The sequence below is a fragment of the Amycolatopsis sp. FDAARGOS 1241 genome, from assembly GCF_016889705.1.
Lineage (GTDB): Bacteria > Actinomycetota > Actinomycetes > Mycobacteriales > Pseudonocardiaceae > Amycolatopsis.
Genome location: NZ_CP069526.1, coordinates 3,826,895 through 3,847,420 on the forward strand (window position 1 = coordinate 3,826,895; position 20,526 = coordinate 3,847,420).

Here is a 20,526-nt window from a genome sequence, read left to right on the forward strand (position 1 = left end):
GCCGTGCCCGCGCCGGTCTCACCGGCCGATCTCGCGAAGGTCACGTTGCGCGTCGGCGACCAGAAGGGCGGCGTGAAGTCGCTGCTCACGGCCGCGAACCTGCTGTCCGACGTGCCTTACCGGATCGAGTGTTCGACGTTCCCCTCCGGCGCGCCACTGCTGGAGGCGGCGTCGGCTGGGGCGATCGACGTCGGCCGGGTCGGCAACACGCCGCCGATCTTCGCGGCCGCGGCGAAGGCGAAGACCTCCGTGGTCAGCGTGGCGCGCAGCAACGTGGAGCGCGAGGCGATCCTCGTCCCGCCGGACTCGGCGCTGCCGAACGTGCAGGCGTTGCGGGGCAAGACGATCGCGGTGGCGAACGGCAGCTCCGCGCACGGTCGGCTGCTCAACACCCTGAAGCGCGCAGGGCTGTCCACAAAGGACGTGAAGCTGTCGTTCCTGCAGCCCTCGGAGGCCTACGCCGCCTTCACGCAGCACGAGGTGGACGCGTGGGCGATATGGGACCCCTACACCGCGCAGGCGCCGCTCGACGCGCACGCCCGCGTGCTGTCCGACGGGCGCGGCAGCTCCAACGGGCTCGCGTTCGAAACCGCGAGCACCGCGGCGCTGGCCGACCCGGGCCGCAACTGCGCGATCCGGGACTTCGTGGAGCGCGTGGTGAAGGCCCAGCTCTGGGCCGACACGCACGGCGATGCGTGGGCGAAGGCGTGGGCCGCCGAAACCGGGCTGGAGCCCGCGGTCGCCCAGAAGGCCGTGTCCGCCTGCCGTGACGAGCCGATTCCCCGGACGACTCGGTCATCGCATCGGAGCAGCAGCCGGCCGACGCGTTCAACCGAAGACGGAACCCTGCGCGGGAAGGTCGACTTCGCGGCGTTCGCCGACCGCCGCTACGGGCCCGACGTCGAAGCCGCGAGGAGCAGCCGATGAGCGTGAAACTGCACTGGTTCCTGCCGACCGGCGGCGACGGCAGCACGATCGTGGAACGCTTCCACGCAGAACAAATCCCCGGGCCGCGCGGCGCAGCGGCCCGCGGACGTCGACTACCTCGCGCAGGTCGCGAGGGCGGCCGAGCAGCTCGGGTACGAAGGCGTGCCGACGCCGACGGGCACGTGGTGCGAGGACGCCTGGCTGACCACCGTCGCGCTGATCCGCGAGACGCGCCGGCTGAAGTTCCTCGTGGCGTTCCGGCCGGGCGTCATTTCACCGACGCTCGCGGCGCAGATGGCCGGCACGTTCCAGCGCTTGTCGGCCGGGCGGGTCCTGCTCAACATCGTCACCGGCGGCGACGCGGCCGAACAGCGCCGCTTCGGCGACTGGCACGACCACGACGCCCGCTACGCCCGTACCGACGAGTTCCTCACCATCGTCCGCGGCGTGTGGTCGGGCCGGCCGTTCGACTTCGCCGGCGAGCACCTGTCGGTCGAGGGCGTGACCACCCTCGCCGTCCCGGATCCCGTGCCGCTCTTGTACTTTGGCGGCTCCCCGGCCGCGCTGCCGGTCGCCGCCCGCCACGCCGACGTGTACCTGACGTCGGGCGAACCGCCGCCGCAGGTCGCGGAGAAGATCTCGAAGGTGCGCGCTGGCGGGCGGCCGGGACGTGCGCTTCGGTGTCCGCCTGCACACCATCGCCCGCGACACGTCGGCCGCCGCGTGGGCCGAGGCGCAACGCCTGCTGGACGCCCTGGACCCGGCGCAGGTCGCCCGCGCGCAAGCCCAGCTCGCCGCCAGCGAATCCGAGGGCCAGCGCCGCATGGTCGCCCTCCACGGCGGCCGCCTCACCGCCGGCGCGCGGACCCTCGAAATCCATCCGCACCTGTGGTCGGGCACCGGCCTCGTCCGCGGCGGCGCCGGCACGGCGCTGGTCGGGAGCCACGCGGAGATCGCGGACCTGGTCGAGGAGTACCACGCGGCCGGGATTTCGGAGTTCGTGCTGTCCGGATATCCGCACTCGGAGGAGGCGTACTGGTTCGCCGAAGGGGTCCGGCCGGAGCTGGCCCGGCGCGGGCTGCTGCCGGACACCCCGGCTGCAGCGGACCTGGCGGAGCAGTTCGACGCGGCGTTGTCGCTGTGACCGGAGGTGGGTGCCGCTCCGTCGGGCGGCGCCCGCTTCCCCCTGCGGCGACTCGGGTTTCGCGGATCGGGGCGACCTGCGCGGCGAAGCTCGGCCTGGAGGTGCCGACCGGCTGCTCGTCCGTGCGAAGGCGTCGCAGGCGTCTTCGACCCGCGTCGGCGACAGCGCACCCGGCCCATGCGCCGCGGCCCGCGTCGGTGATCCGCACGCGGCGTGGGCGCGTGCGGCCGGCTCGTCGACACGACCCGGCCTGGCGGTAGCCACGCCATGGCCCGCCGCTTCACCGAACCGCAGGTCCGCGTCACCGTGCGTGCCCTCGACGCCGCGCGCGGCTCGCTGGCGCGGCGGCCGTCGACGAGGCGCAGCCGGCGAAGATCACCGTGGAGGAAATGGCTCAATGATCGAAGGCGTCGGCGCCGAGCACCAGCCGGACACAGTGCGCCACGAGCCGCTCGCGGCTCACGCGCAGCGTCCCGTCGAGGTAGGCGATGAACACGTTGCTCAGCGCGCCGACGAGCCCGATCGCGACCAGCTGCCGGTCGGTCTCGTCGCCGTGCGAGAGCTGTTCGCCCACGAGGGCGGCGAACGCCGGCAGCAGGTGCCGGCCGCGCCGCGTCAGCGCCGGGTCGGTGAGCGGGGCCAGCAGCAGCACGCGGCCCTGGCGCGGATCGTCGACCATCAGCGCCACGAAAGCCCGCACGGCGCGTTCGGCGCGCCGGCGCGGGTCCGGCGCTTCGCGGATCGCGTCGACCAGCGCCTGCCGCGCTCGTTCGCCGACGTGCTCGTAGACCGCGGCGACGAGGTCTTCCCGGTCGGTGAAGCTCTCGTAGAAGTACCGCTCGGTCAGGCGCGCGTGCCGGCACACCGCCCGCACGCTCACGGCCGCGGTGCCCTCGGTGCCGAGCAAGTCGAGCCCGGCGGCGACCAGCTGGTCGCGCCGCGCCGCCTTGCGATCGTCCAGCGTCGTGCCCGCCCACGTGCGGCCCGGCATATCCACTCCCGTAGTTGACCACGCCCGTTGTCACATCCTAACCTGACAACGGCCGTAGTCAGTTCGTGGACACACGGGACGGAAGGGGCGCCGATGACCCGGGAGGAACCCGAACCGCTGGGCCCGGACTCGCTCACCTGGCGCTACTTCGGCGACTGGCGCGGGCTGCTGATCGCCCTGTGGGCCGGTTCGATGCAGAACATGCACCCGGGGCTCGGCGCCGGCGTCGAACAGCACTCCCGGTTCTTCGAGGAACGCTGGCAGCGGCTCTTCCGCTCGCTCTACCCGATCGGCGGCGTCGTCTACGACGGACCGCGCGCGCACCGGACCGCGCTGGAGGTCCGCGGCTACCACGACCGCATCAAAGGCGTCGATTCGCGGGGCCGCCGCTACCACGCGCTCGACCCCGGCACCTTCTACTGGGCGCACGCCACGTTCTTCGTCAGCACGATTCTCATCGCCGAGAACTTCATGGGCGGCATCGGCGAAGCCGAGAAGCGCACACTGTTCGACGAACACGTGCGCTGGTGGGGATGTACGACCTGACCATGCGGCCGGTGCCCGAGTCCTGGGAGGACTTCCAGCGGTACTGGAAGCACATGTGCGCCGAGGTGCTCGAGGACAACAAGGCCACGCGCGACGTCCTCGACCTGCACGGCATGGCGAAACCGCCGTTCCTGCGCTGGCTGCCCGACCTGCTGTGGCGGCCGCTCTCGGCGCTGATCGCGAAGCAGTTCGTCTGGCTCACCATCGGGCTCTACGACCCCGAAATCCGGCAGTTGCTGGGGTTCACCTGGTCGGCCGAGGACGAACGTCGCCACCGCTTCTTCGGCCGCGCGGTCAACGCCGTCTTCTCGCTCGTGCCGCGCGAGCGCCGCTACCACCCGCGGGCCCGCGCCGGCCGGCGGCGCGCGCGGGGCGAGGTGGCCGCGGACGCGCCCGTGGTCGAGACTCCACGGAGGAACCTGCCGCCGCTTTCGCGGCGCGGCGAGCCGGAGCACTACTCGCCGAACGTCTGAGCCGACTCACGGAGGGCTGCATGAAGCTGGGCTACCACCTCGGGTACTGGGGGAGCGGGCCGACGCCGGGCGCGCTGGAAGCGGTGCTCGAGGCCGAACGCCTCGGGTTCGACTCGGTGTGGTCCGCGGAGGCCTACGGCTCCGACGCGTTCACCCCGCTCGCGTGGGCCGGCGCGTCGACGAGCCGCGTGAAGCTCGGCACCAACATCGTGCAGATGTCCGCGCGCACGCCCACCGCGACCGCGATGACCGCCCTGACGCTGGACCACCTCTCCGGCGGCCGGTTCGTGCTCGGGCTCGGCGCGTCCGGGCCGCAAGTGGTGGAGGGCTGGTACGGCCAGCCGTACCCGAAGCCGCTCGCCCGCACGCGCGAGTACGTCGAGATCATCCGCAAGGTCCTCGCCCGCGAGGAGCCCGTCACGATCGACGGGAAGTTCTACCAGCTGCCGTACCGGGGCGGCGCCGGGCTGGGCAAACCGCTCAAGCCCACCGTGCACCCGCTGCGCGAGGACCTCCCGATCTACCTCGCGGCCGAGGGGCCGAAGAACGTCGCGCTGGCCGCCGAGATCTGCGACGGCTGGCTCCCGCTGTTCTTCTCCCCGAAGGCCGACGAGTTCTACCGGGGCGCCCTCGCCGAAGGGTTCGCTCGCCCGGGGGCGCGGCGCACCGCGGCGGGGTTCGAGGTGCCCGCGTCGGTGCCGGTGATCGTGCACGACGACGTGGAGGAAGCGGCGAACTGGATCAAGCCCGCGTTCGCGTTGTACATCGGCGGCATGGGCGCCAAGAACGTGAACTTCCACCACGACGTGTTTGCGCGCCTGGGTTACGAGGAGGTGGCCGACCGGGTGCAGGAGCTCTACCTCGCCGGGCGCAAGGACGAGGCCGTCGCCGCGATCCCAACCTCGCTCGTGGAGGACACGTCGCTGATCGGACCGCCCGCGAAGATCCGCTCGGAACTCGCCGAGTGGGAGAAGACCGTGGTGACGACCCTGCTGCTGCGCGGAGACGCGGGTTCGCTGCCGAAGGTGGCTGCGGCCCTGTCCTGAGCAGGGGTTCCGGGTGGCGCACGGGCCGAGGTCGGCCCGGTACGCGCGGTGCATCACGACGGTGGCACGATTCCCCCCGACCACTACCGGGGAACCGCGAAGATCCACTAATCACTTCCCCTTGCACCGCCTTCGCCGGTACCGCCTCGAGGAGGACCATTGGCGCCGCTGCCCCGCCGGACGAGATTCAACTACTCGCTCGGCTCGTTCGTCACCGGAGCGTTCGGCACGGTGCCCGGCCTGCTGCTCCTGCCGTACCTCACCGACACGATGGCGGTGCCCGCGGCGTGGGCCGGGGTGATCGTGTTCGTGCCGAAGGCGTGGGACGTGTTCTTCAACCCCGTCGCGGGCCGGCTGTCCGACGCGGACCTCGTGAAGACCGGCAGCCGGCGGCGGTTCCTGCTGCGCGGCGGGGTCGGCGTCGCGATCCTCTTCGCGGCGCTGTTCGCGCACCCCGGGTTCGGCACGCCCGCCGTGGACGCGATCTACGTGGTGATCGTGTTCTTCCTGTGCGCCACGGCGTACGCGTTCTTCCAGGTGCCGTTCAACGCGCTGCCGGCCGAGCTGACGGACTCGGCCGAGGAGCGCACGAAGCTCACCAGCGTCCGCATCGGCGTGCTCGCCGTCGCGATCCTCGTCTCCGGTGGCGCCGCGCCGGCGATCACCGACATCCTCGAAGGCGTCGCGGGCTACCGGGTGATGGGTGTCGTGATGGCGGTGATCATCCTGGCCGCCACCATGGGTGTCTACTTCGGCCTGAAGGGCGCGCCGGTCGGCCTGCTGCGCCCCAACGCGGTGAGCTTCAAGCAGCTGATCCGCACGATCGCGCAGTGGCGCCCGTTCTGCTGGCTCATGGGCTCGTACTTCATCCAGGCGCTGGGCATCGGCACGGTGCTCGCGGCGATCCCGTACTTCGCCCAGCACGTGCTCGGCGACCCGAGCTACCGCACCGTGCTGTTCGTCGGGTTCGTGGGACCGGCGCTCCTGACGATGCCGCTGTGGCCGCGGCTGGGGGAGCGGTGGGGCAAGCTCATCGGCTTCCGCATCGCGACGACCTCGTTCACCGTCGGGCTGCTCGGCATCCTGTTCGCCAAGGACATCCCGCTCGCGGTGACGATGGTGTTCGTGGCGCTGGCCGGCGTCGGTTACGCGGGCATCTCCGTGTTCCCGCTCGCGATCCTGCCCGACCTGATCAGTGCCGAAGAGGAGCGCACCGGCGAGACGCGCGCGGGTATCACGGCCGGGGTGTGGACGGCGTCGGAGACCCTGGGCCTCGCGCTCGGGCCGGGCCTGTTCGGCCTGGTGCTGCAGGCCGGGCACTACGTGTCGAGCACCGACGCCACCTCCGCGCAGCCGAGCTCGGCGATCACGGCGATCACGATCGGCTCCTCGGTGCTGCCCGCGGTGCTCATCGCGCTGGCGATCCCGCTGCTGCGCCGCAAGACGCTCGAACCGCGGCCCGTGGAGCCGAAGCTGTGACCGACGTGCTGGCCGAGCTGCGCGGTCTGCGCGCGGGGGATCTGCCGACCCACGGCGGCCGCACGCTCGCCTACGTCTACGACAGCGGCCTGTCCGAAGTGGACGAGATCGCGGCGGCCGCGCACGCGCTCGCGTCGCCGGCCAACGCGCTCGACCCCACGGCGTTCCCCAGCCTGCTCAAGCTCGAGAACGACCTCGTCGGCCGCGCGGCGGCGTTGCTGGGCGGCCCGGACGGGACGGTCGGCACGGTGACCTCGGGCGGTACCGAGTCGTGCCTGCTGGCGGTCCTGGCCGCGCGCGACGCCCGGCCGGACATCGGGGCACCGAGCATCGTGCTGCCCGACACCGCGCACGCCGCGTTCCACAAGGCGGCGCACCTGTTCGGCGTCCGTGAGATCGTGGTGCCGGTCGACCCGGAGACGTTCCGCGCCGTGCCCGAGGCGATGGCCGCGGCGATCGACGGATCCACCGTGCTCGTCGTCGGGAGCGCGCCCTCGTACGCGCATGGTGTGGTCGATCCGATCCCCGAGATCGCGGCGGCCGCGGCGGACCGCGGGGTGCGCATGCACGTGGACGCGTGCATCGGCGGGTGGGTGCTGCCGTACTTCGCGAAGCTGGGCGCACCCGTGCCGCCGTTCGACTTCCGCGTTCCCGGCGTCACCAGCCTGTCGGTGGACCTGCACAAGTACGCCTATTGCGCCAAGGGCGTCTCGGTGCTGCTGCACGCGAACGCACAGCTGCGCCGCACACACTACTTCGCCAGCGCCGCCTGGCCCGGCTACACGATGCTCAACCCGACGCTGCAGAGCACACGCTCGGGCGGACCGCTCGCCGCCGCGTGGGCCGTGGTGAACCACCTCGGTGAGGACGGCTACCTGCGGCTGGCCGAGGTCACGCGCGAAGCGGTCACGCGGATCCGGGCGGGTGTCGAGGACATCGCCGGGCTGCGGGTGCTGGGCGAGCCGGACTCGACGCTGGTCGCGTTCACCGCCGACGGCGCCGCCTTCGACCTGTTCACGGTGGCGGACGAGATGAAGCTGCGCGGCTGGTACGTGCAGCCGCAGTTCGCGCACGGCGGCTCGCCGCTGAACCTGCACCTCACGATCACCGCCGCCAACCACGGCAGCGAGAAGGAGTTCCTCGCCGATCTGGCGGCCTCAGTCGCCGCGGCGACCGAAGCCGGGCCGGTGGCAGTCGACGTGGACGTCGCCGCCTTCGTGGCCGCGCTCGACCCGGAAACCCTGACGCCGGAGCAGTTCGCGGGCCTGCTCACCGCCGCCGGCCTGATGGGCGACGGCGGCCTGCCCGACCGGATGGCGCCGATCAACGCACTGCTGGCCACCGCGCCGGTAACCCTGCGCGAGCGGCTGCTGCTGGAATTCCTGGGCGCGCTGTACACACCCTGACTTTTTCCGGGTCATGCGCGGGGGCGTGTTGCGTGGCGTATGCACCCCAAAGCTCGAGTGTGACTTCGGCCGCCGACCGCGGCCGTGTTTCTGGCTTCGGATCGAGGTGCCGGGCAGGGGCCGGGTGCATCCTCGGTGGGTGGTTTGGCGGCGGATTCGTATGCGTGGTTCGTCGCCGGTCGAGGTGGCAGGCGGGGTTGGGCGCCGGGATTGTTGCGTTGTCAGCCGGCGGTTGCGTACGTGGCCCTAGGTCTTCCCTCGGTCACTGGTTGCGGGAAGCCAACCCGGCGGGCGCGGCGGCCAGGGCCGCGCGGATCGCGTCGGCCAGGGCCAGCGCGTCTTCCTCGGTCAGCTCGAGCGCGACGCGCGCGGACGGGCCGAGCTTCGGGTTCATGAAGTCGATGTTCACGGTGTGGGCGTAGCGCGCGTGCGTCGGGTGGTCGACGTACACGGTGGCCTCGCTGACGCTGTGCCAGCCGGTCGCGCTCTTGCCGCTGCCTGCCACGGCGAACTTCTCGGTGAGGTAGGTGCACATGGGAATGTCCTTCCGGTGGGTCGGGCGGCTCGGTGGTTCAGGCCGCTCGGTGGTTCAGGCGGCGAGGTGCCGGCGGTAGAAGTCGAGGATCTTGGCCCAGCCGTCGACGGCGGCCTCGGGGCGGTAGCTCGGGCGGTCGACGGCGAAGAACGCGTGGCCGGCGCCCTCGTAGGTGTGGAACTCGTGCTCCTTGCCGAGGCGATCGAGCTCGGCGGCGAGTTTCGCGGTCTCCTCGGGCGCGGGGTACTGGTCGTCGGCGCCGAAGATGCCCAGCAGCGGGGCCGACAGCTGCGGCGCGAGGCCCAGCAGCGGCTTCATCGACGCGGGCATGCCGGCCGGCGGCTCGTTGACCACGAACGCGCCATAGCAGTCCACCGCGGCGTCGACCTTCGTCGAGCACGCGACGAGGAACGTCTGGCGCCCGCCCGAGCAGTGGCCGATCACGCCGATCTTGCCGTTGGCGTTGGCCAGCCCCTTCAGGTACTTCGCCGCGCCCTCGACGTCACCGACGAGGCGCTCGTCGGGCACGCCGCCGGCGGCGCGCACCGTCGCGGCGGCGTCGTCGGGGCTCGCGCCCGGCGCCTCGCGCGAGTACAGGTTCGGGCACAGCGCCGCGAAACCCTCGGCGGCGAAGCGGCGGACCATCTCCTTGGTCGCCGGGTCGTAACCCGGCATGTGGTGGATCACCACGACACCGCCGCGCGGAGCGGGGTCGAGCGGGCGCGCCAGGTACGCCTCGATTTCGTCACCGCCGTGGCCGGTGATCGTGACGGTGCCGGCGGTGAGCGTGTCGTTCATCCGTTCTCCCTGTCTGGGTTGACGCTTTGTTCGTGGAAGTAGCGCTTCCCGCGGGACACCGAGGCGATCCCCGCGACGAGCGCCATCACGGCGGCCGCCGTGAAGACGGTGACCAGCCCGTGGTGGAACGGGCCGGAGATGAGCTGCGGGAAGAACTCCTTGCCGGTCAGTGCCGCGGCGTCGGTGGGGGACAGTCCGGAAAGGACATCCGGGCCGAGCAGGTGCGCCACCGGGTTGCTGCCGAGGAACGCCGCGAACAGCGTGCTCACCGGCGGCAGCTGGGCCACACCGGCCGCGGTGGCCGGCGGCACGCCGTGGGCCTGCAGCCCGCTCGTCAGGGTCTCGGACAGCGACCCGGCGAGCCCGGCGATCATCAGCGAGAAGAACACGCCGATCGACAGCGCCGTGCCGGAGTTCTGGAACGTCGAGCGCATGCCGGAGGCGACGCCGCGCTGGTGGTCGGCGACGCTGCTCATGATCGCGGACGTGTTGGGCGCGGAGAACATGCCCTGGCCGAGCCCGCTGAGCACGAGCAGGAGCGCGAACACGGGGTAGGAGAAGTCGACGGGCAGTGCGAGCAGCCCCAGGAACGACCCCGCCACGAGCACCAGGCCGGTCGTGGAGAACAGCCGGGCGCCGAACCGGTCGGACAGGTAGCCCGACACCGGGCCCGCGACGAGGAAGCCCACCGTCAGGGGCAGCAGGTAGATGCCGGCCCACAGCGGGGTCTTCTCGTACTCGTAGCCGTGCAGCGGCAGCCAGATGCCCTGCAGCCAGATGATGAGCATGAACTGCAGGCCGCCGCGCGCGATCGCCGTGAGCAACGCCGCGAGGTTGCCCGCGCTGAACGCCCTGATCCGGAACAGCGCGAGCTGGAACATCGGGTCCTTCACACGGGACTCGATCACGCAGAACACCACGAGCAGAAGCACGCCGATCGCGATGCCGCCCAGCACCCACGGGTTGCCCCAGCCGGTGGCGGCGTCGCCGTAGGGCTGGATGCCGTAGGTGATCGCGGCGAGCAGGAACGCGGTCCCGACGGCGAAGGTGATGTTGCCGCCCCAGTCGATGCGCGCGCGGCGCGGTTTGCCGATCTCGCGCAGGCTGCGGATCGACCACACCGTGCCGAAGATGCCGAACGGCACGCTCACCCAGAACACCGCGCGCCAGTCGATCTCGGCGAGCAGGCCGCCGGCGACGAGGCCGAGGAACTGCCCGGCCAGCGCGGTGATCTGGTTGATGCCCAGGGCCATCCCGCGCTGCTCGCGGGGGAACGCGTCGGTGAGGATGGCCGCGGAGTTGGCCGTGAGCATGGAGCCGCCGACAGCCTGCACGATGCGCCAGCCGATGAGCCACAGCGCGCCGCCGCCGGCGTGGAACGGGTCGAACGACAGCGCGACCGACGCGACGCTGAAGATCACGAACCCGACGTTGTACATCTTCACGCGGCCGAACATGTCGCCGAGCCGGCCGAGCGTCACCACCAGCACGGCGGACACCAACAGGTAGCCCAGGATCATCCAGAGCAGGTACCCGATGTTGGCCGGGGCGAGCGGATCGAGCCCGATGCCGCGGAAGATCGCGGGCAGCGAGATGATCACGATCGAGCCGTCGAGGGCCGACATCAGCACGCCGAGGGTGGTGTTGGAGAGAGCGACCCACTTGTAGCGGCCGCCGCGGCTGGTGGCCGTGGTCGTCACAGTTCGTCGGCCAGGCGTTCGAGCAACGGGATCACCTCGAGTAGTCGGCGGCGTTCCTCGGCATCGAAGCCGTCGGCCAGGGCCCGGGCGACGCGCTGGGTGTTGAGTGAACGCCGGTCGGTCAGGAGTTTGCGGCCGGCTTCGGTCACGGACATCAGCACCCGCCGTCCGTCGGCGGCGTCGGGCCTGCGCGCCACGAGCCCGCGGTCGACCAGCCCCGCCAGGGTCGCGCCGATGGCCTGCGGTTTCACCCGCTCCTGCTCGGCGAGGTACCCGGGCGTCGCGGGCCCGTCGCGGTCGAGGCGGGAGAGCACGGAGCTCTCCGACAGCGTCGCCTCGCCGACCACGTAACCCTGGCGCAGCCGCCGCACGAGGCGCCCGAGCGCGACCCGCAGGTCGGCGGCGCCCTCCACGAGGTCCTTGGTGATCCGATCCGCCCCGTTCGTCAACCTAAACTCATAAACCTGGATTGATCAACCTTCGCGAACCGCTCCTAACGGCAACGAAACGCGCAGTTCAGGCGCGGTCTGTCCGCCGTGGACCAGCACTGATGATCAGGCTCGCGCGGCCCGGTGAACGAGTCCGGAACTTGCCGGAAACGGCGAAGACCGCGCGACCCCGGGGTGGGGTTCGCGCGGCCTTCAGTGGCGTCGTCTGTCCTCAGTGGACGTGCACGGGAGTCCATTCGGGGAACGGATCGGTGGTCACCGGCTCGTCGGTGAGGCACGCCTCGAGTGCGGCCAGCAGCGGGTCGCCGGCGAAGTCGACGCCGATGAACACCAGCTCCTGCTGCGGCGCCCGCGTCACGCCTTGCGGCTCGAAGCGGGCCACCGCGCCCGCCTGCGACCACAAGCCCAGCGTGCCCGTGCGCGACGCGAGCGTGAAGAACCCCTTGGAGCGCAACACCGTCCCGAACTCGCCGGAGTCGAGCCGCGTTGTGACGAAGTCCCACAGCGGCGCCGGGTCGAACGCCCGGGTGGCGCGGAACACGACGCTCGAGATGCCGTACTCCTCGGTCTCGGGGACGTGGTCGCCGTTGAGCTCCACGACCCACCCCGGGGCCTGCTGCGCACGCGCCGGGTCGTGGCGGGCCGTGCCGAACACCCGCCGCAGTGGCACCCGGCCGAACTCCGCGGTGAGCACGTCCGCCGCCGGGTTGAGCCGCCGCAGGGCCGCCACCAGGCGCTCCGCCTCCGTGGCGGGCACGAGGTCGGTCTTGTTCAGCAGCAGCACGTCCGCGAACTCGACCTGGTCCACGAGCAGGTCCGACACGGTGCGCTCGTCGCCTTCGTACTGGTCGAGCCGGCGCTGCGCGAGCGAATCGCCGCCGGCGAGTTCGCGGCCGAAGTTCACGGCGTCGACCACCGTGACCATGGTGTCCAGCCGCGCGCCGGAGAGCACCGGCGCGCCGTCCCCGCCGGGGAACGCGAACGTCGCGGCCACCGGCATCGGCTCCGAGATCCCGCTCGACTCGATCAGCAGGTGGTCGAACCGGTCGTCCGCGGTCAGCCGGGCCACCTCGTCGAGCAGGTCTTCCCGCAGGGTGCAGCAGATGCACCCGTTGGTCAGCTCGACGAGGCGTTCCTCGGTGCGGGACACGCCGTCGCGCACGAGCGCGGCGTCGATGTTGACCTCGCTCATGTCGTTCACGATCACCGCGACCCGCAGCCCGTCGCGGTTGGCGAGGATGTGGTTCAGCAACGTGGTCTTCCCGGCGCCGAGGAACCCGGACAGGACGGTGACGGGGACGCTCACCGCGAGAGCCGCTGGAAGTGCTTGATCAGCCGACGGGGGACCAGTCTGCGTTCCCCGTCGACGGTGATCGGCACGAGATCCGGCGTGACGGCTTTCCACTGCGCGCGCCGGGACCGCGTGGCGCTGCGCGACTTCTTCCGCTTGGGCACGGCCATCAGCGCGCACCGTCCTGACCCGTGCCGCCCTTGTCCCGGCGGCCGTAGCGGCGGTGGAACTTCTCGACCTGGCCCGCGGAGTCGACGATCCGCTGGTTGCCGGTCCAGAACGGGTGCGACCACGCGCTGATGTCGACGACCACGAGCGGGTAGGTGGTGCCGTCGGACCACTCGATCGTCCGGTCCGAGGTCGCGGTGGAGCGGGTGCGGAACGCGTCGCCGGTCGACGAGTCGCGGAACACCACGGGGTGGTAGTCGGGGTGGATGCCGGGTTTCACTGCGGTTCGTCCTTCCGGTTGGCGGCGCTGACGTGCCGGTCTTGTTCTTCGGTGGCGTCACACGGGTCTTCGTGCCGTTCGCCGAACGGGTCGGGGTAGCTGCGCCAGGCAGCTTCTCCATCGGCCAGCTCCTCGTCGGTCAGCAGCGCGCCCCGCAGCGCGTCCTCGAGGTCGCGCGGGGCCGCCAGATCGGTGACCACCACGAGCTCCTGCGCCCGGTCGCCCCAGACCTCGTGCCAGCGCAGCGACGCCAGCGTGCGGCGTTCGGGGGAGACGTCGGCCCAGTCCGGCCCGTGCGGGGACGCGAGCCACGGTCCGGCGTGCCCGAGGGCCAGGCCGCCGCCGGCCGACTCGAGCCAGAACGCGACGTCGGGCCGGCTCGCCACCCAAACGCGGCCGCGGGTGCGGACCACGCCGCCGAGCAACGTGTCGATCGCCTCGTGCAGGCGCTCGGGGTGGAACGGCCGCTGCGCGGTGAACGTGAGTACCTCGATGCCGCACTCCGCGTGCAGTGGCGGCTGGCCGCGCAGCAGGGCGCCGTGCAGGTCGGTGACCTCGCCGCGGCGGGCGCGCTCGGGCACGGCGGCGAGCAGCGCAGCCGCGTCCGTCCGGCTGAGCTCGACCCGCGGGACCGACGGTGCGACGCGGTCGAGCACGGCCGCGGACTTGGCCGCGCACCACGCATCCGGCGCCGCACCCGCGAGCACCAGGACGTCGGCGAACTCCACCTGCGCCAGCGCGACCTGGGCGACCGTCCGCTCGTCCTCAGGACTGCCCTGCAGGCCGCGTTCGAGCAGCAGCTCGTCGCCGGACGCGTCGGCCAGCCACGTGGCGCAGTCGACGACGGTGTACACGGCTTCGATCCCGACGTCGTCGCTCACGGGCCGGTCGCCGACGAGGACGTTGGCGATCGCCCAGCTCACGGGCTCGGGCTCCATGGCCTCGTCGAGGCGCACGACGATCCGGTCGACGTCGGGGCGGCGGGCGAGCCGGCGCAGCAGGGGGAGCAGGTCTTCGCGCAGGGTGCAGTTCACGCAGCCGTGGGCGAGCTCGAGCGCGGTGAGCTCTTCGCGGGCGCCGAGGCGGATCCGCCGGCGCACGACGCCGCTGCCGATCTGCCGCAGGTCGTGGTGGACCACGGCGACGCCGGGGCCGGCGCGGCGCAGCAGTTCGGCGAGCTCGTCGTCGGGATCGGCGGCGAGCCCGCTGACGAGCACGAGCGGGACACGCGGGTGTGGGGTCACTGAAGCTCCAGTCGACGGGACGGGGTACGGTGGCAGCTTAATTGAAAACGAATGTCACTATCAACTAGGGAGGGGCCGTGTCAGCCGTGTGCCAGGTCACCGGCCGCAAGCCGGGCTACGGCAAACAGGTCTCGCACTCGCACCGCCGAACGTCGCGGCGCTGGGAGCCGAACCTGCAGACCCGCCGCTACTACGTGCCGAGCCTCGGCCGGACGGTGCGGCTCAAGGTGTCCGCGAAGGGCATGAAGACGATCGACAAACGCGGCATCGACGCGGTCGTCACCGAATTGGGCGCGAAGGGGGTGAAGCTCTAGATGGCGAAGAGCACCGACGTCCGGCCGATCGTGAAGCTGCGGTCCATCGCCGGGACCGGCTACACGTACGTGACCAGGAAGAACCGCCGCAACGATCCCGACCGGCTGGTCCTGCGCAAGTACGACCCCGTGGCACGCAAGCACGTCGAGTTCAAGGAAGAGCGCTGATGGCCAAGAAGTCGAAGATCGCGAAGAACGAACAACGGAAGGTCATCGCGGCGCGCTACGTCGAGCGGCGCCGGGCGCTCAAGGCGGTCATCGCCTCGCCTTCGGCCTCGTCGCAGGAGAAGGCGGACGCGGTGGTGGCGCTACAGCGCATGCCGCGCGACGCGAGCGCCACGCGCATCCGCAACCGCGACGCCGCAGACGGCCGCCCGCGCGGGTACCTGCGCAAGTTCGGCCTGTCCCGCGTGCGCGTGCGGCAGCTGGCGCACCGCGGCGAGCTGCCCGGCGTCTCGAAGTCGAGCTGGTGAGCCGGATGCCGAAGCCCGGTCGTGACCGCGCCGCCCGCAAGCGGGTGAACCCCTTGCACGCCCGCGGGATCACCGTCGTCGACTGGAAGGACGTGGACCTGCTGCGCACGTTCATCTCCGACCGCGGCAAGATCCGCGCCCGCCGGGTCACCGGCTTGACGCCGCAGCAGCAGAAGCAGGTGGCCGCGGCGATCAAGAACGCGCGGGAGATGGCGTTGCTGCCGTATCCGGTCGCCGCGCGAGGCTGACGCGGGCCCGTCCCGGAGGCCGTGGCCCGGCCTCCGGGACGGCGCGTGATGCTCACCGCACCGCGGAGACGGCCGAACCGCGCCGTTCGCCGGCGCGACGGGGCCGGCGCTGCTCACCGGTGCCGACCGGGTGCTGCGGGCCTCGGCGGAGTCGCGGCCCTGCCGCAGCGCGCGACGGGACGGGCAGGCAGACTTCCCGGCATGGACGACCCGCACTACCTCTCCGGACTCCAGCTCGCCGGCCGTCGCGTCGTGATGGTCGGGGGCGGCTCGGTCGCCCAGCGCCGCCTGCCGCGGCTCATTCGCGCGGGCGCGCGCGTCGAGCTGGTGTCACCGCACACGACGCCGTCGGTGAGCGCGATGGCCGACGCGGGTGAGCTCGTGTGGCACGAGCGCCGCTACGCCGAGGGTGATCTTGCCGGCGCCTGGTACGCGCTCGCGTGCACCGACGACCCCGAGGTCAACGCCGCCGTGTGCGCCGAGGCCGAGCGCGAGCGGGTCTTCTGCGTGCGCGCCGACGAGGGGGAGTCCGGCAGCGCCGTGACACCCGCGTCGGGCCGCCACGGCGGGCTGCTGTTCGGCGTCCTGTCCGGCGGCGAGCCGCTGCGCTCGGCGGCCGTGCGCGACAGCGTCCTCGACGCCTTGCACGCCGGAACCGTCCTCGACGGCCGCGTTCCCCGTGCCGACGACACCGAACTGCCGGGCGTCGCGCTCGTCGGCGGCGGCCCGGGCGACCCGGACCTCATCACCGTGCGCGGCCGCCGGCTGCTCTCGCGCGCCGACGTCGTCGTCGTCGACCGGCTGGCGCCGCGTGAGCTGCTCGACGAACTCGCGCCCGAGGTCGAGGTCGTCGACGCCGCGAAGATCCCCTACGGCCGGGCCGCGAGCCAGGACGTCATCAACCGCACCCTCGTCGAGAAGGCCCAGGAGGGCAAGTTCGTCGTCCGCCTGAAGGGTGGCGACCCGTACCTCTTCGGCCGCGGTTTCGAGGAAGTGCAGGCGTGCGTGGCCGCGGGCGTCCCGGTGACCATGGTCCCCGGCATCACGAGCGCCTTCGCGGTGCCGGCCGTCGCCGACGTCCCGGTTACCCACCGCGGCGTCGCCCACGAAGTCGTGGTCGTGTCGGGCCACGTCGCGCCGGGCGACCCGCGCTCGCTCGTCGACTGGTCCGTGCTCGCCCGGCTGAGCGGCACCATCGTACTGATGATGGGCGTCGAACGCCTGCCCCAGTTCGCCGCGGCCCTGCTCGACGGCGGCCGCCCCGCCGACACCCCGGCCACCGTCATCGAAGACGGCACGATGCGCACGCAGCGCACACTGCGCTCGACCTTGGCCAAGGTCGCCGACGAAGCCGCGGCCGCGGGCGTGAAGCCGCCGGCGGTGATCGTGTTCGGTCCGGTGGCCGGCCTGGCCCGGTGAGGGCTCAGCTCTCGTAGCAGCGCTCGGCGAAGTCCTTGATCGCCGCCGTGAGGCGCTGGGGGTCCATGCGGAGTTCGACCGGGCTGCGCGCCTGGACGAACTCCGCGTTCGGCATGTCCGCGGCCAGCGTGTCGGCGTCGCCGAACGGGTGGATGGGGTCGCCTTCGTGGCCGATGACCAGGGCGGGCGTGGCCAGCGAGCGGCGGATCGACTTGGGGGGTGCGATCCGGCCGAACAGCACGCCGTGCAGGAGCGCCGCCATGGGCTCGGGCTGCTGGGTCAGGGTGTCGGTGACGACGTCGACCCACTGGCTGCCGTGCGGCACCAGGTTGGCGGCCAGCGCCACGCCGCGCACGGTCACGGGCAGGAAGCGCGCCGCGAACAGCAGCGGGGCGAACGTGAGCAGGCCGGCGACGATCGCGTTGTCCAGCACCGGCATCTCGACCACCAGGCCGCGTGCCCGCGCCGGGTCGGCCACCGCCACCTCGAGTGCGACGTTGGCGCCGAGCGACGTCCCGCCGATCACCGCCGACGGCAGCTCGAGGTGGTCCAGCAGCGCGACAGCCTGCTCGCCGAACGCCGGCATCGAGTAGCGCCACGACTCGGCCGGCCGGGCGGAGTCGCCGTGGCCCAGCAGGTCGAGGGTGACCACGCGGTACCCCGCGCGGGCGAGACGGCGGGCCAGGGGCGCGTGCATCCGGCGGGTGAACATGATCCCGTGCATCAGCACCACGACGCGGTCGCCGGTGCCGTACTCGGTGTAGCAGAGCCGCTGCCCGCCGACGGTGAACGAGCCCGACAGCTCGATCGGCCGGGTGCGGCGCGCGGGCACCGGATCCGGCGGCGGGACGTCGACGGCGGGGACGGGGGCCGGGCTCATGCGCCACCTTCCTCTCGTGGTCGAGGGCCGCTTCGATCTCTCGCTCCCCACACAGGAAAGCATCCCGGGACCGAATTGGCACAGCGTCAACCGGATGGGTCAAGATGACGGACATGACCGCACCTGCTGACGCCCTGCCCGCTCTCGTCTCGCTGCAAGTCGACCTCGAGGGCGCCATCGCCGAGGTCACGTTGCTCGGCCCGGCGAAGGGCAATGCCATGGGCCCCGACTTCTGGCGGGAGCTGCCGCTGGTGTTCGGCGCCCTCGACGCCGACCCGCGCGTGCGTGCGATCGTGCTCACCGGCAGCGGGGCGCACTTCTCCTACGGTCTCGACCTGCCCGCGATGATGGGCGGCTGGGCACCGCTGCTCGCCGGCGACGCGCTCGCCGGTCCGCGCACGGAGTTCCACCAGGAGGTGCGGCGCCTGCAGGAGGCCGTCAGCTCGATCGCCGAGTGCCGCAAGCCCGTGATCGCCGCAGTCTCCGGCTGGTGCGTCGGCGGCGGCGTCGACGTGATCAGCGCGGCCGACATCCGCCTCGCCAGTGCCGACGCCAAGTTCAGCGTCCGCGAGGTCAAGGTCGCGATCGTCGCCGACCTCGGCAGCCTGCAGCGGCTCGCGACGATCGTCGGTGAAGGCCACGTGCGTGAGCTCGCCCTGACCGGCAAGGACGTCGACGCCGCGCGCGCCGAGAAGATCGGCCTGGTCAACGACGTGTACCCCGACCGGGAGACGCTGCTCGCCGAGGCGCGCGAAGTCGCCGCCGACATCGCCGCGAACCCGCCGCTGGTCGTGCAGGGCACCAAGCAGGTCCTCGCCGCCGGCACCGAACGACAGGTCGCCGACGGCCTGCGCTACGTCGCCGCGTGGAACGCCGCGTTCCTGCCGAGCAGGGACCTCGCCGAGGCCGTGCAGGCGTTCCTCGAGCGGCGAGCGCCGGAGTTCAAGGGCGAGTAGAACAGGCACGTACGCGAGCAAGAGGGAGTACGACGTGAGCAATGGCGCTTCGGAGAGCTACCGGGTCTTCCGTGAGGCGCGGGACTACCTGCAGGCCAACCGCGAGGACTACGACACCGCCCGCCGCGATTTCGCCTGGCCGCAGCCGGCGGAGTTCAACTGGGCGCTCGACTGGTTCGACGTGGTGGCCCGCGACCCCGCGAACGCGCAGCGGTACGCGCTCTGGATCGTCGAGGAGGACGGCTCCGAGAACCGCTGGACGTTCCCGGAGATGTCCGCCCGCTCGAACCAGGTGGCCAACTGGCTGCGCCGCCTGGGGGTCGCGCGCGGTGACCGGCTGATCCTCATGCTGGGCAACCAGGGCGAGCTGTGGGAGACGATCCTCGCCGCGATCAAGCTCGGCGCCGTGATCATCCCGGCTTCGACGCTGCTCGGCCCGGCCGACCTCGTCGACCGCGTGGAGCGAGGACGGGCCAAGCACGTGGTGGTCCGCGCCGAGGACGCGCCCAAGTTCGCCGATGTGGCCGGCGACTACACGCGCATCGCCGTCGGCGACCCGGTCGAGGGCTGGCACGCGTTCACCACGGCCTACGCCGAGCCGGCCGAGTTCACCCCCGAGGGCACGACCGCCGCGGCCGACCCGCTGCTGCTGTACTTCACGTCCGGCACCACGGCGAAGCCGAAGCTGGTGCAGCACACGCACGTGTCCTACCCGATCGGGCATCTGTCCACAATGTACTGGATTGGGCTCGAGCCCGGCGACGTGCACCTCAACATCTCCTCGCCCGGCTGGGCCAAACACGCGTGGAGCAACGTGTTCGCGCCGTGGAACGCCGAGGCCACGGTGTTCCTGTACAACTACGCGCGCTTCGACGCCGGCGCCCTGATGGCGCAGATGGACCGTTGCGGTGTCACGAGCTTCTGCGCGCCGCCGACGGTGTGGCGCATGCTCATCCAGGCCGATCTCACCGTGCTGCGCACGCCGCCGAAAAAGGTCGTCGGCGCGGGGGAGCCGCTCAACCCCGAGGTGATCGAGCAGGTCGAGAAGGCCTGGGGGGTCACCATCCGAGACGGCTTCGGCCAGACCGAGAGCAGCGTGCAGATCGCGAACACCCCCGGTCAGGAAGTCGTACCCGGTTCGATGGGCCGTCCGCTGCCGGGCTTCGAGGTGGCGCTGATCGACCCCGTGACGGGCGAGCGCGCGACCGAGGGCGAGATCTGCCTCGACCTCGCGCACCGGCCGGTGGGCCTGATGGTGGGCTACGCGGACGACGACGAACGCACGGCGGCCGCGTTCGCGGGCGGCTACTACCACACCGGCGACGTCGGCTCGATCGACGAACGCGGCTACCTCACCTACGTCGGGCGCACCGACGACGTGTTCAAGGCGTCGGACTACCGGATCTCGCCGTTCGAGCTGGAGAGCGTGCTGCTCGAACACGAGGCCGTCGCGGAGGCCGCCGTGGTGCCCGCGCCGGACCCGATCCGGCTCGCCGTGCCGAAGGCGTATGTGGTGCTCGCCGCCGGGCACGAGCCGACCGCCGGCACCGCCCGCGAGATCCTCGCCTACGCGCGGGAGAACCTCGCGCCCTACAAGCGGATCCGGCGCCTGGAGTTCGGCGAGCTGCCGAAGACGATCTCCGGCAAGATCCGCCGCGTCGAGCTGCGCGGGCGCGAGCACGAGAACACCCGGCCCGAGGGCGAGTACCGCGAGGAGGACTTCCCGGACCTCAAGGGCTGACGGGCGCGGCCGTCGTCC

General features: G+C 72.0%; 21 protein-coding genes and 2 pseudogenes. 13 read left to right on the forward strand and 10 right to left on the reverse strand.

What is annotated here, in order from left to right:
• Positions 1 to 3 precede the first annotated feature (3 nt).
• Together I6J71_RS18790 and I6J71_RS18795 are read left to right on the forward strand one after the other, a co-directional pair.
• Entirely contained in the window at positions 4 to 927 is a 924-nt protein-coding gene (locus I6J71_RS18790; RefSeq protein ID WP_239155018.1) for an ABC transporter substrate-binding protein, read from the forward strand.
• 117 nt (positions 928 to 1,044) lie between these two features.
• A pseudogene (locus I6J71_RS18795) lies at positions 1,045 to 2,071 on the forward strand (LLM class flavin-dependent oxidoreductase); the annotation flags it as partial.
• A gap of 394 nt (positions 2,072 to 2,465) precedes the next feature.
• Here I6J71_RS18795 and I6J71_RS18800 read toward each other — a convergent pair.
• Positions 2,466 to 3,062, reverse strand: coding sequence for a TetR/AcrR family transcriptional regulator (locus tag I6J71_RS18800; RefSeq protein WP_204095889.1), 597 nt, complete (start codon positions 3,060 to 3,062; stop codon positions 2,466 to 2,468).
• Positions 3,063 to 3,155: 93 nt separating this feature from the next.
• On the opposite strand from I6J71_RS18800, the pseudogene I6J71_RS18805 reads away from it, so the two are divergent.
• From I6J71_RS18805 to I6J71_RS18820, 4 genes and pseudogenes are all read left to right on the forward strand, one after another.
• Positions 3,156 to 4,081 (forward strand): annotated as a pseudogene (locus I6J71_RS18805) (oxygenase MpaB family protein).
• A gap of 20 nt (positions 4,082 to 4,101) precedes the next feature.
• Positions 4,102 to 5,127 carry an LLM class F420-dependent oxidoreductase gene (locus I6J71_RS18810; RefSeq protein ID WP_204095890.1) on the forward strand — a complete coding sequence of 342 codons (1,026 nt, stop codon included), beginning with the start codon at positions 4,102 to 4,104 and terminating at the stop codon, positions 5,125 to 5,127.
• 159 nt (positions 5,128 to 5,286) lie between these two features.
• Complete coding sequence (locus tag I6J71_RS18815) at positions 5,287 to 6,606, forward strand: MFS transporter (protein ID WP_204095891.1); 1,320 nt, start codon at positions 5,287 to 5,289, stop codon at positions 6,604 to 6,606.
• Complete coding sequence (locus tag I6J71_RS18820) at positions 6,603 to 8,012, forward strand: aminotransferase class V-fold PLP-dependent enzyme (RefSeq protein ID WP_204095892.1); 1,410 nt, start codon at positions 6,603 to 6,605, stop codon at positions 8,010 to 8,012. The genes I6J71_RS18815 and I6J71_RS18820 overlap by 4 nt, the downstream gene beginning before the upstream one ends.
• A gap of 262 nt (positions 8,013 to 8,274) precedes the next feature.
• Here the strand turns inward: I6J71_RS18820 and I6J71_RS18825 are convergent, their stop codons facing one another.
• The 8 genes from I6J71_RS18825 to mrf form a co-directional block, all read right to left on the reverse strand.
• Positions 8,275 to 8,547: a DUF6295 family protein gene (locus I6J71_RS18825; protein ID WP_204095893.1), complete on the reverse strand. Its 273-nt coding sequence runs from the start codon at positions 8,545 to 8,547 to the stop codon at positions 8,275 to 8,277.
• Between the two features lie 54 nt (positions 8,548 to 8,601).
• Entirely contained in the window at positions 8,602 to 9,345 is a 744-nt protein-coding gene (locus I6J71_RS18830; protein WP_204095894.1) for a dienelactone hydrolase family protein, read from the reverse strand.
• Positions 9,342 to 10,970: an MFS transporter gene (locus I6J71_RS18835; RefSeq protein ID WP_204097129.1), complete on the reverse strand. Its 1,629-nt coding sequence runs from the start codon at positions 10,968 to 10,970 to the stop codon at positions 9,342 to 9,344. Before I6J71_RS18835 ends, I6J71_RS18830 begins: the two co-directional genes overlap by 4 nt.
• Positions 10,971 to 11,041: 71 nt before the next feature.
• Positions 11,042 to 11,494, reverse strand: coding sequence for a MarR family winged helix-turn-helix transcriptional regulator (locus I6J71_RS18840; RefSeq protein WP_239155020.1), 453 nt, complete (start codon positions 11,492 to 11,494; stop codon positions 11,042 to 11,044).
• A gap of 211 nt (positions 11,495 to 11,705) precedes the next feature.
• Positions 11,706 to 12,800: a GTP-binding protein gene (locus tag I6J71_RS18845; protein ID WP_204095895.1), complete on the reverse strand. Its 1,095-nt coding sequence runs from the start codon at positions 12,798 to 12,800 to the stop codon at positions 11,706 to 11,708.
• Positions 12,797 to 12,955 (reverse strand): 50S ribosomal protein L32, encoded by a 159-nt coding sequence (gene rpmF / locus I6J71_RS18850; protein WP_204095896.1) that lies wholly within the window; start codon positions 12,953 to 12,955, stop codon positions 12,797 to 12,799. The genes I6J71_RS18845 and rpmF overlap by 4 nt, the downstream gene beginning before the upstream one ends.
• Positions 12,955 to 13,233, reverse strand: a complete 279-nt coding sequence (locus tag I6J71_RS18855) for a type B 50S ribosomal protein L31 (RefSeq protein WP_204095897.1) — start codon at positions 13,231 to 13,233, stop codon at positions 12,955 to 12,957. The genes rpmF and I6J71_RS18855 overlap by 1 nt, the downstream gene beginning before the upstream one ends.
• Positions 13,230 to 14,477, reverse strand: coding sequence for a ribosome hibernation factor-recruiting GTPase MRF (gene mrf / locus I6J71_RS18860; RefSeq protein ID WP_204095898.1), 1,248 nt, complete (start codon positions 14,475 to 14,477; stop codon positions 13,230 to 13,232). Before mrf ends, I6J71_RS18855 begins: the two co-directional genes overlap by 4 nt.
• Before the next feature lie 77 nt (positions 14,478 to 14,554).
• Here mrf and rpmB point away from each other — a divergent pair, with 77 nt between their 5' ends.
• The 5 genes from rpmB to cobA all read left to right on the forward strand — a co-directional run bounded on the left by rpmB (position 14,555) and on the right by cobA (position 16,931).
• Positions 14,555 to 14,791, forward strand: coding sequence for a 50S ribosomal protein L28 (rpmB, locus tag I6J71_RS18865; protein ID WP_204095899.1), 237 nt, complete (start codon positions 14,555 to 14,557; stop codon positions 14,789 to 14,791).
• A complete protein-coding gene (gene rpmG / locus I6J71_RS18870; RefSeq protein ID WP_204095900.1) occupies positions 14,792 to 14,959 on the forward strand; it encodes a 50S ribosomal protein L33 in 168 nt (55 codons plus the stop codon).
• Positions 14,959 to 15,264 carry a 30S ribosomal protein S14 gene (gene rpsN / locus I6J71_RS18875; protein WP_204095901.1) on the forward strand — a complete coding sequence of 102 codons (306 nt, stop codon included), beginning with the start codon at positions 14,959 to 14,961 and terminating at the stop codon, positions 15,262 to 15,264. The genes rpmG and rpsN overlap by 1 nt, the downstream gene beginning before the upstream one ends.
• Positions 15,261 to 15,512, forward strand: a complete 252-nt coding sequence (rpsR, locus tag I6J71_RS18880; RefSeq protein WP_204095902.1) for a 30S ribosomal protein S18 — start codon at positions 15,261 to 15,263, stop codon at positions 15,510 to 15,512. The genes rpsN and rpsR overlap by 4 nt, the downstream gene beginning before the upstream one ends.
• Positions 15,513 to 15,713: 201 nt before the next feature.
• On the forward strand, positions 15,714 to 16,931 hold the full coding sequence (cobA, locus tag I6J71_RS18885; RefSeq protein WP_204095903.1) for a uroporphyrinogen-III C-methyltransferase: 1,218 nt from the start codon (positions 15,714 to 15,716) through the stop codon (positions 16,929 to 16,931).
• 4 nt (positions 16,932 to 16,935) lie between these two features.
• On the opposite strand, the gene I6J71_RS18890 is transcribed toward cobA, so the two are convergent.
• Complete coding sequence (locus I6J71_RS18890; RefSeq protein WP_204095904.1) at positions 16,936 to 17,811, reverse strand: alpha/beta fold hydrolase; 876 nt, start codon at positions 17,809 to 17,811, stop codon at positions 16,936 to 16,938.
• A 113-nt stretch (positions 17,812 to 17,924) separates the two neighbouring features.
• Here I6J71_RS18890 and I6J71_RS18895 point away from each other — a divergent pair, with 113 nt between their 5' ends.
• Together I6J71_RS18895 and I6J71_RS18900 are read left to right on the forward strand one after the other, a co-directional pair.
• Positions 17,925 to 18,767 carry a crotonase/enoyl-CoA hydratase family protein gene (locus tag I6J71_RS18895; protein ID WP_204095905.1) on the forward strand — a complete coding sequence of 281 codons (843 nt, stop codon included), beginning with the start codon at positions 17,925 to 17,927 and terminating at the stop codon, positions 18,765 to 18,767.
• A 34-nt stretch (positions 18,768 to 18,801) separates the two neighbouring features.
• Positions 18,802 to 20,508, forward strand: coding sequence for an AMP-binding protein (locus tag I6J71_RS18900; RefSeq protein ID WP_204095906.1), 1,707 nt, complete (start codon positions 18,802 to 18,804; stop codon positions 20,506 to 20,508).
• Positions 20,509 to 20,526 lie beyond the last annotated feature (18 nt).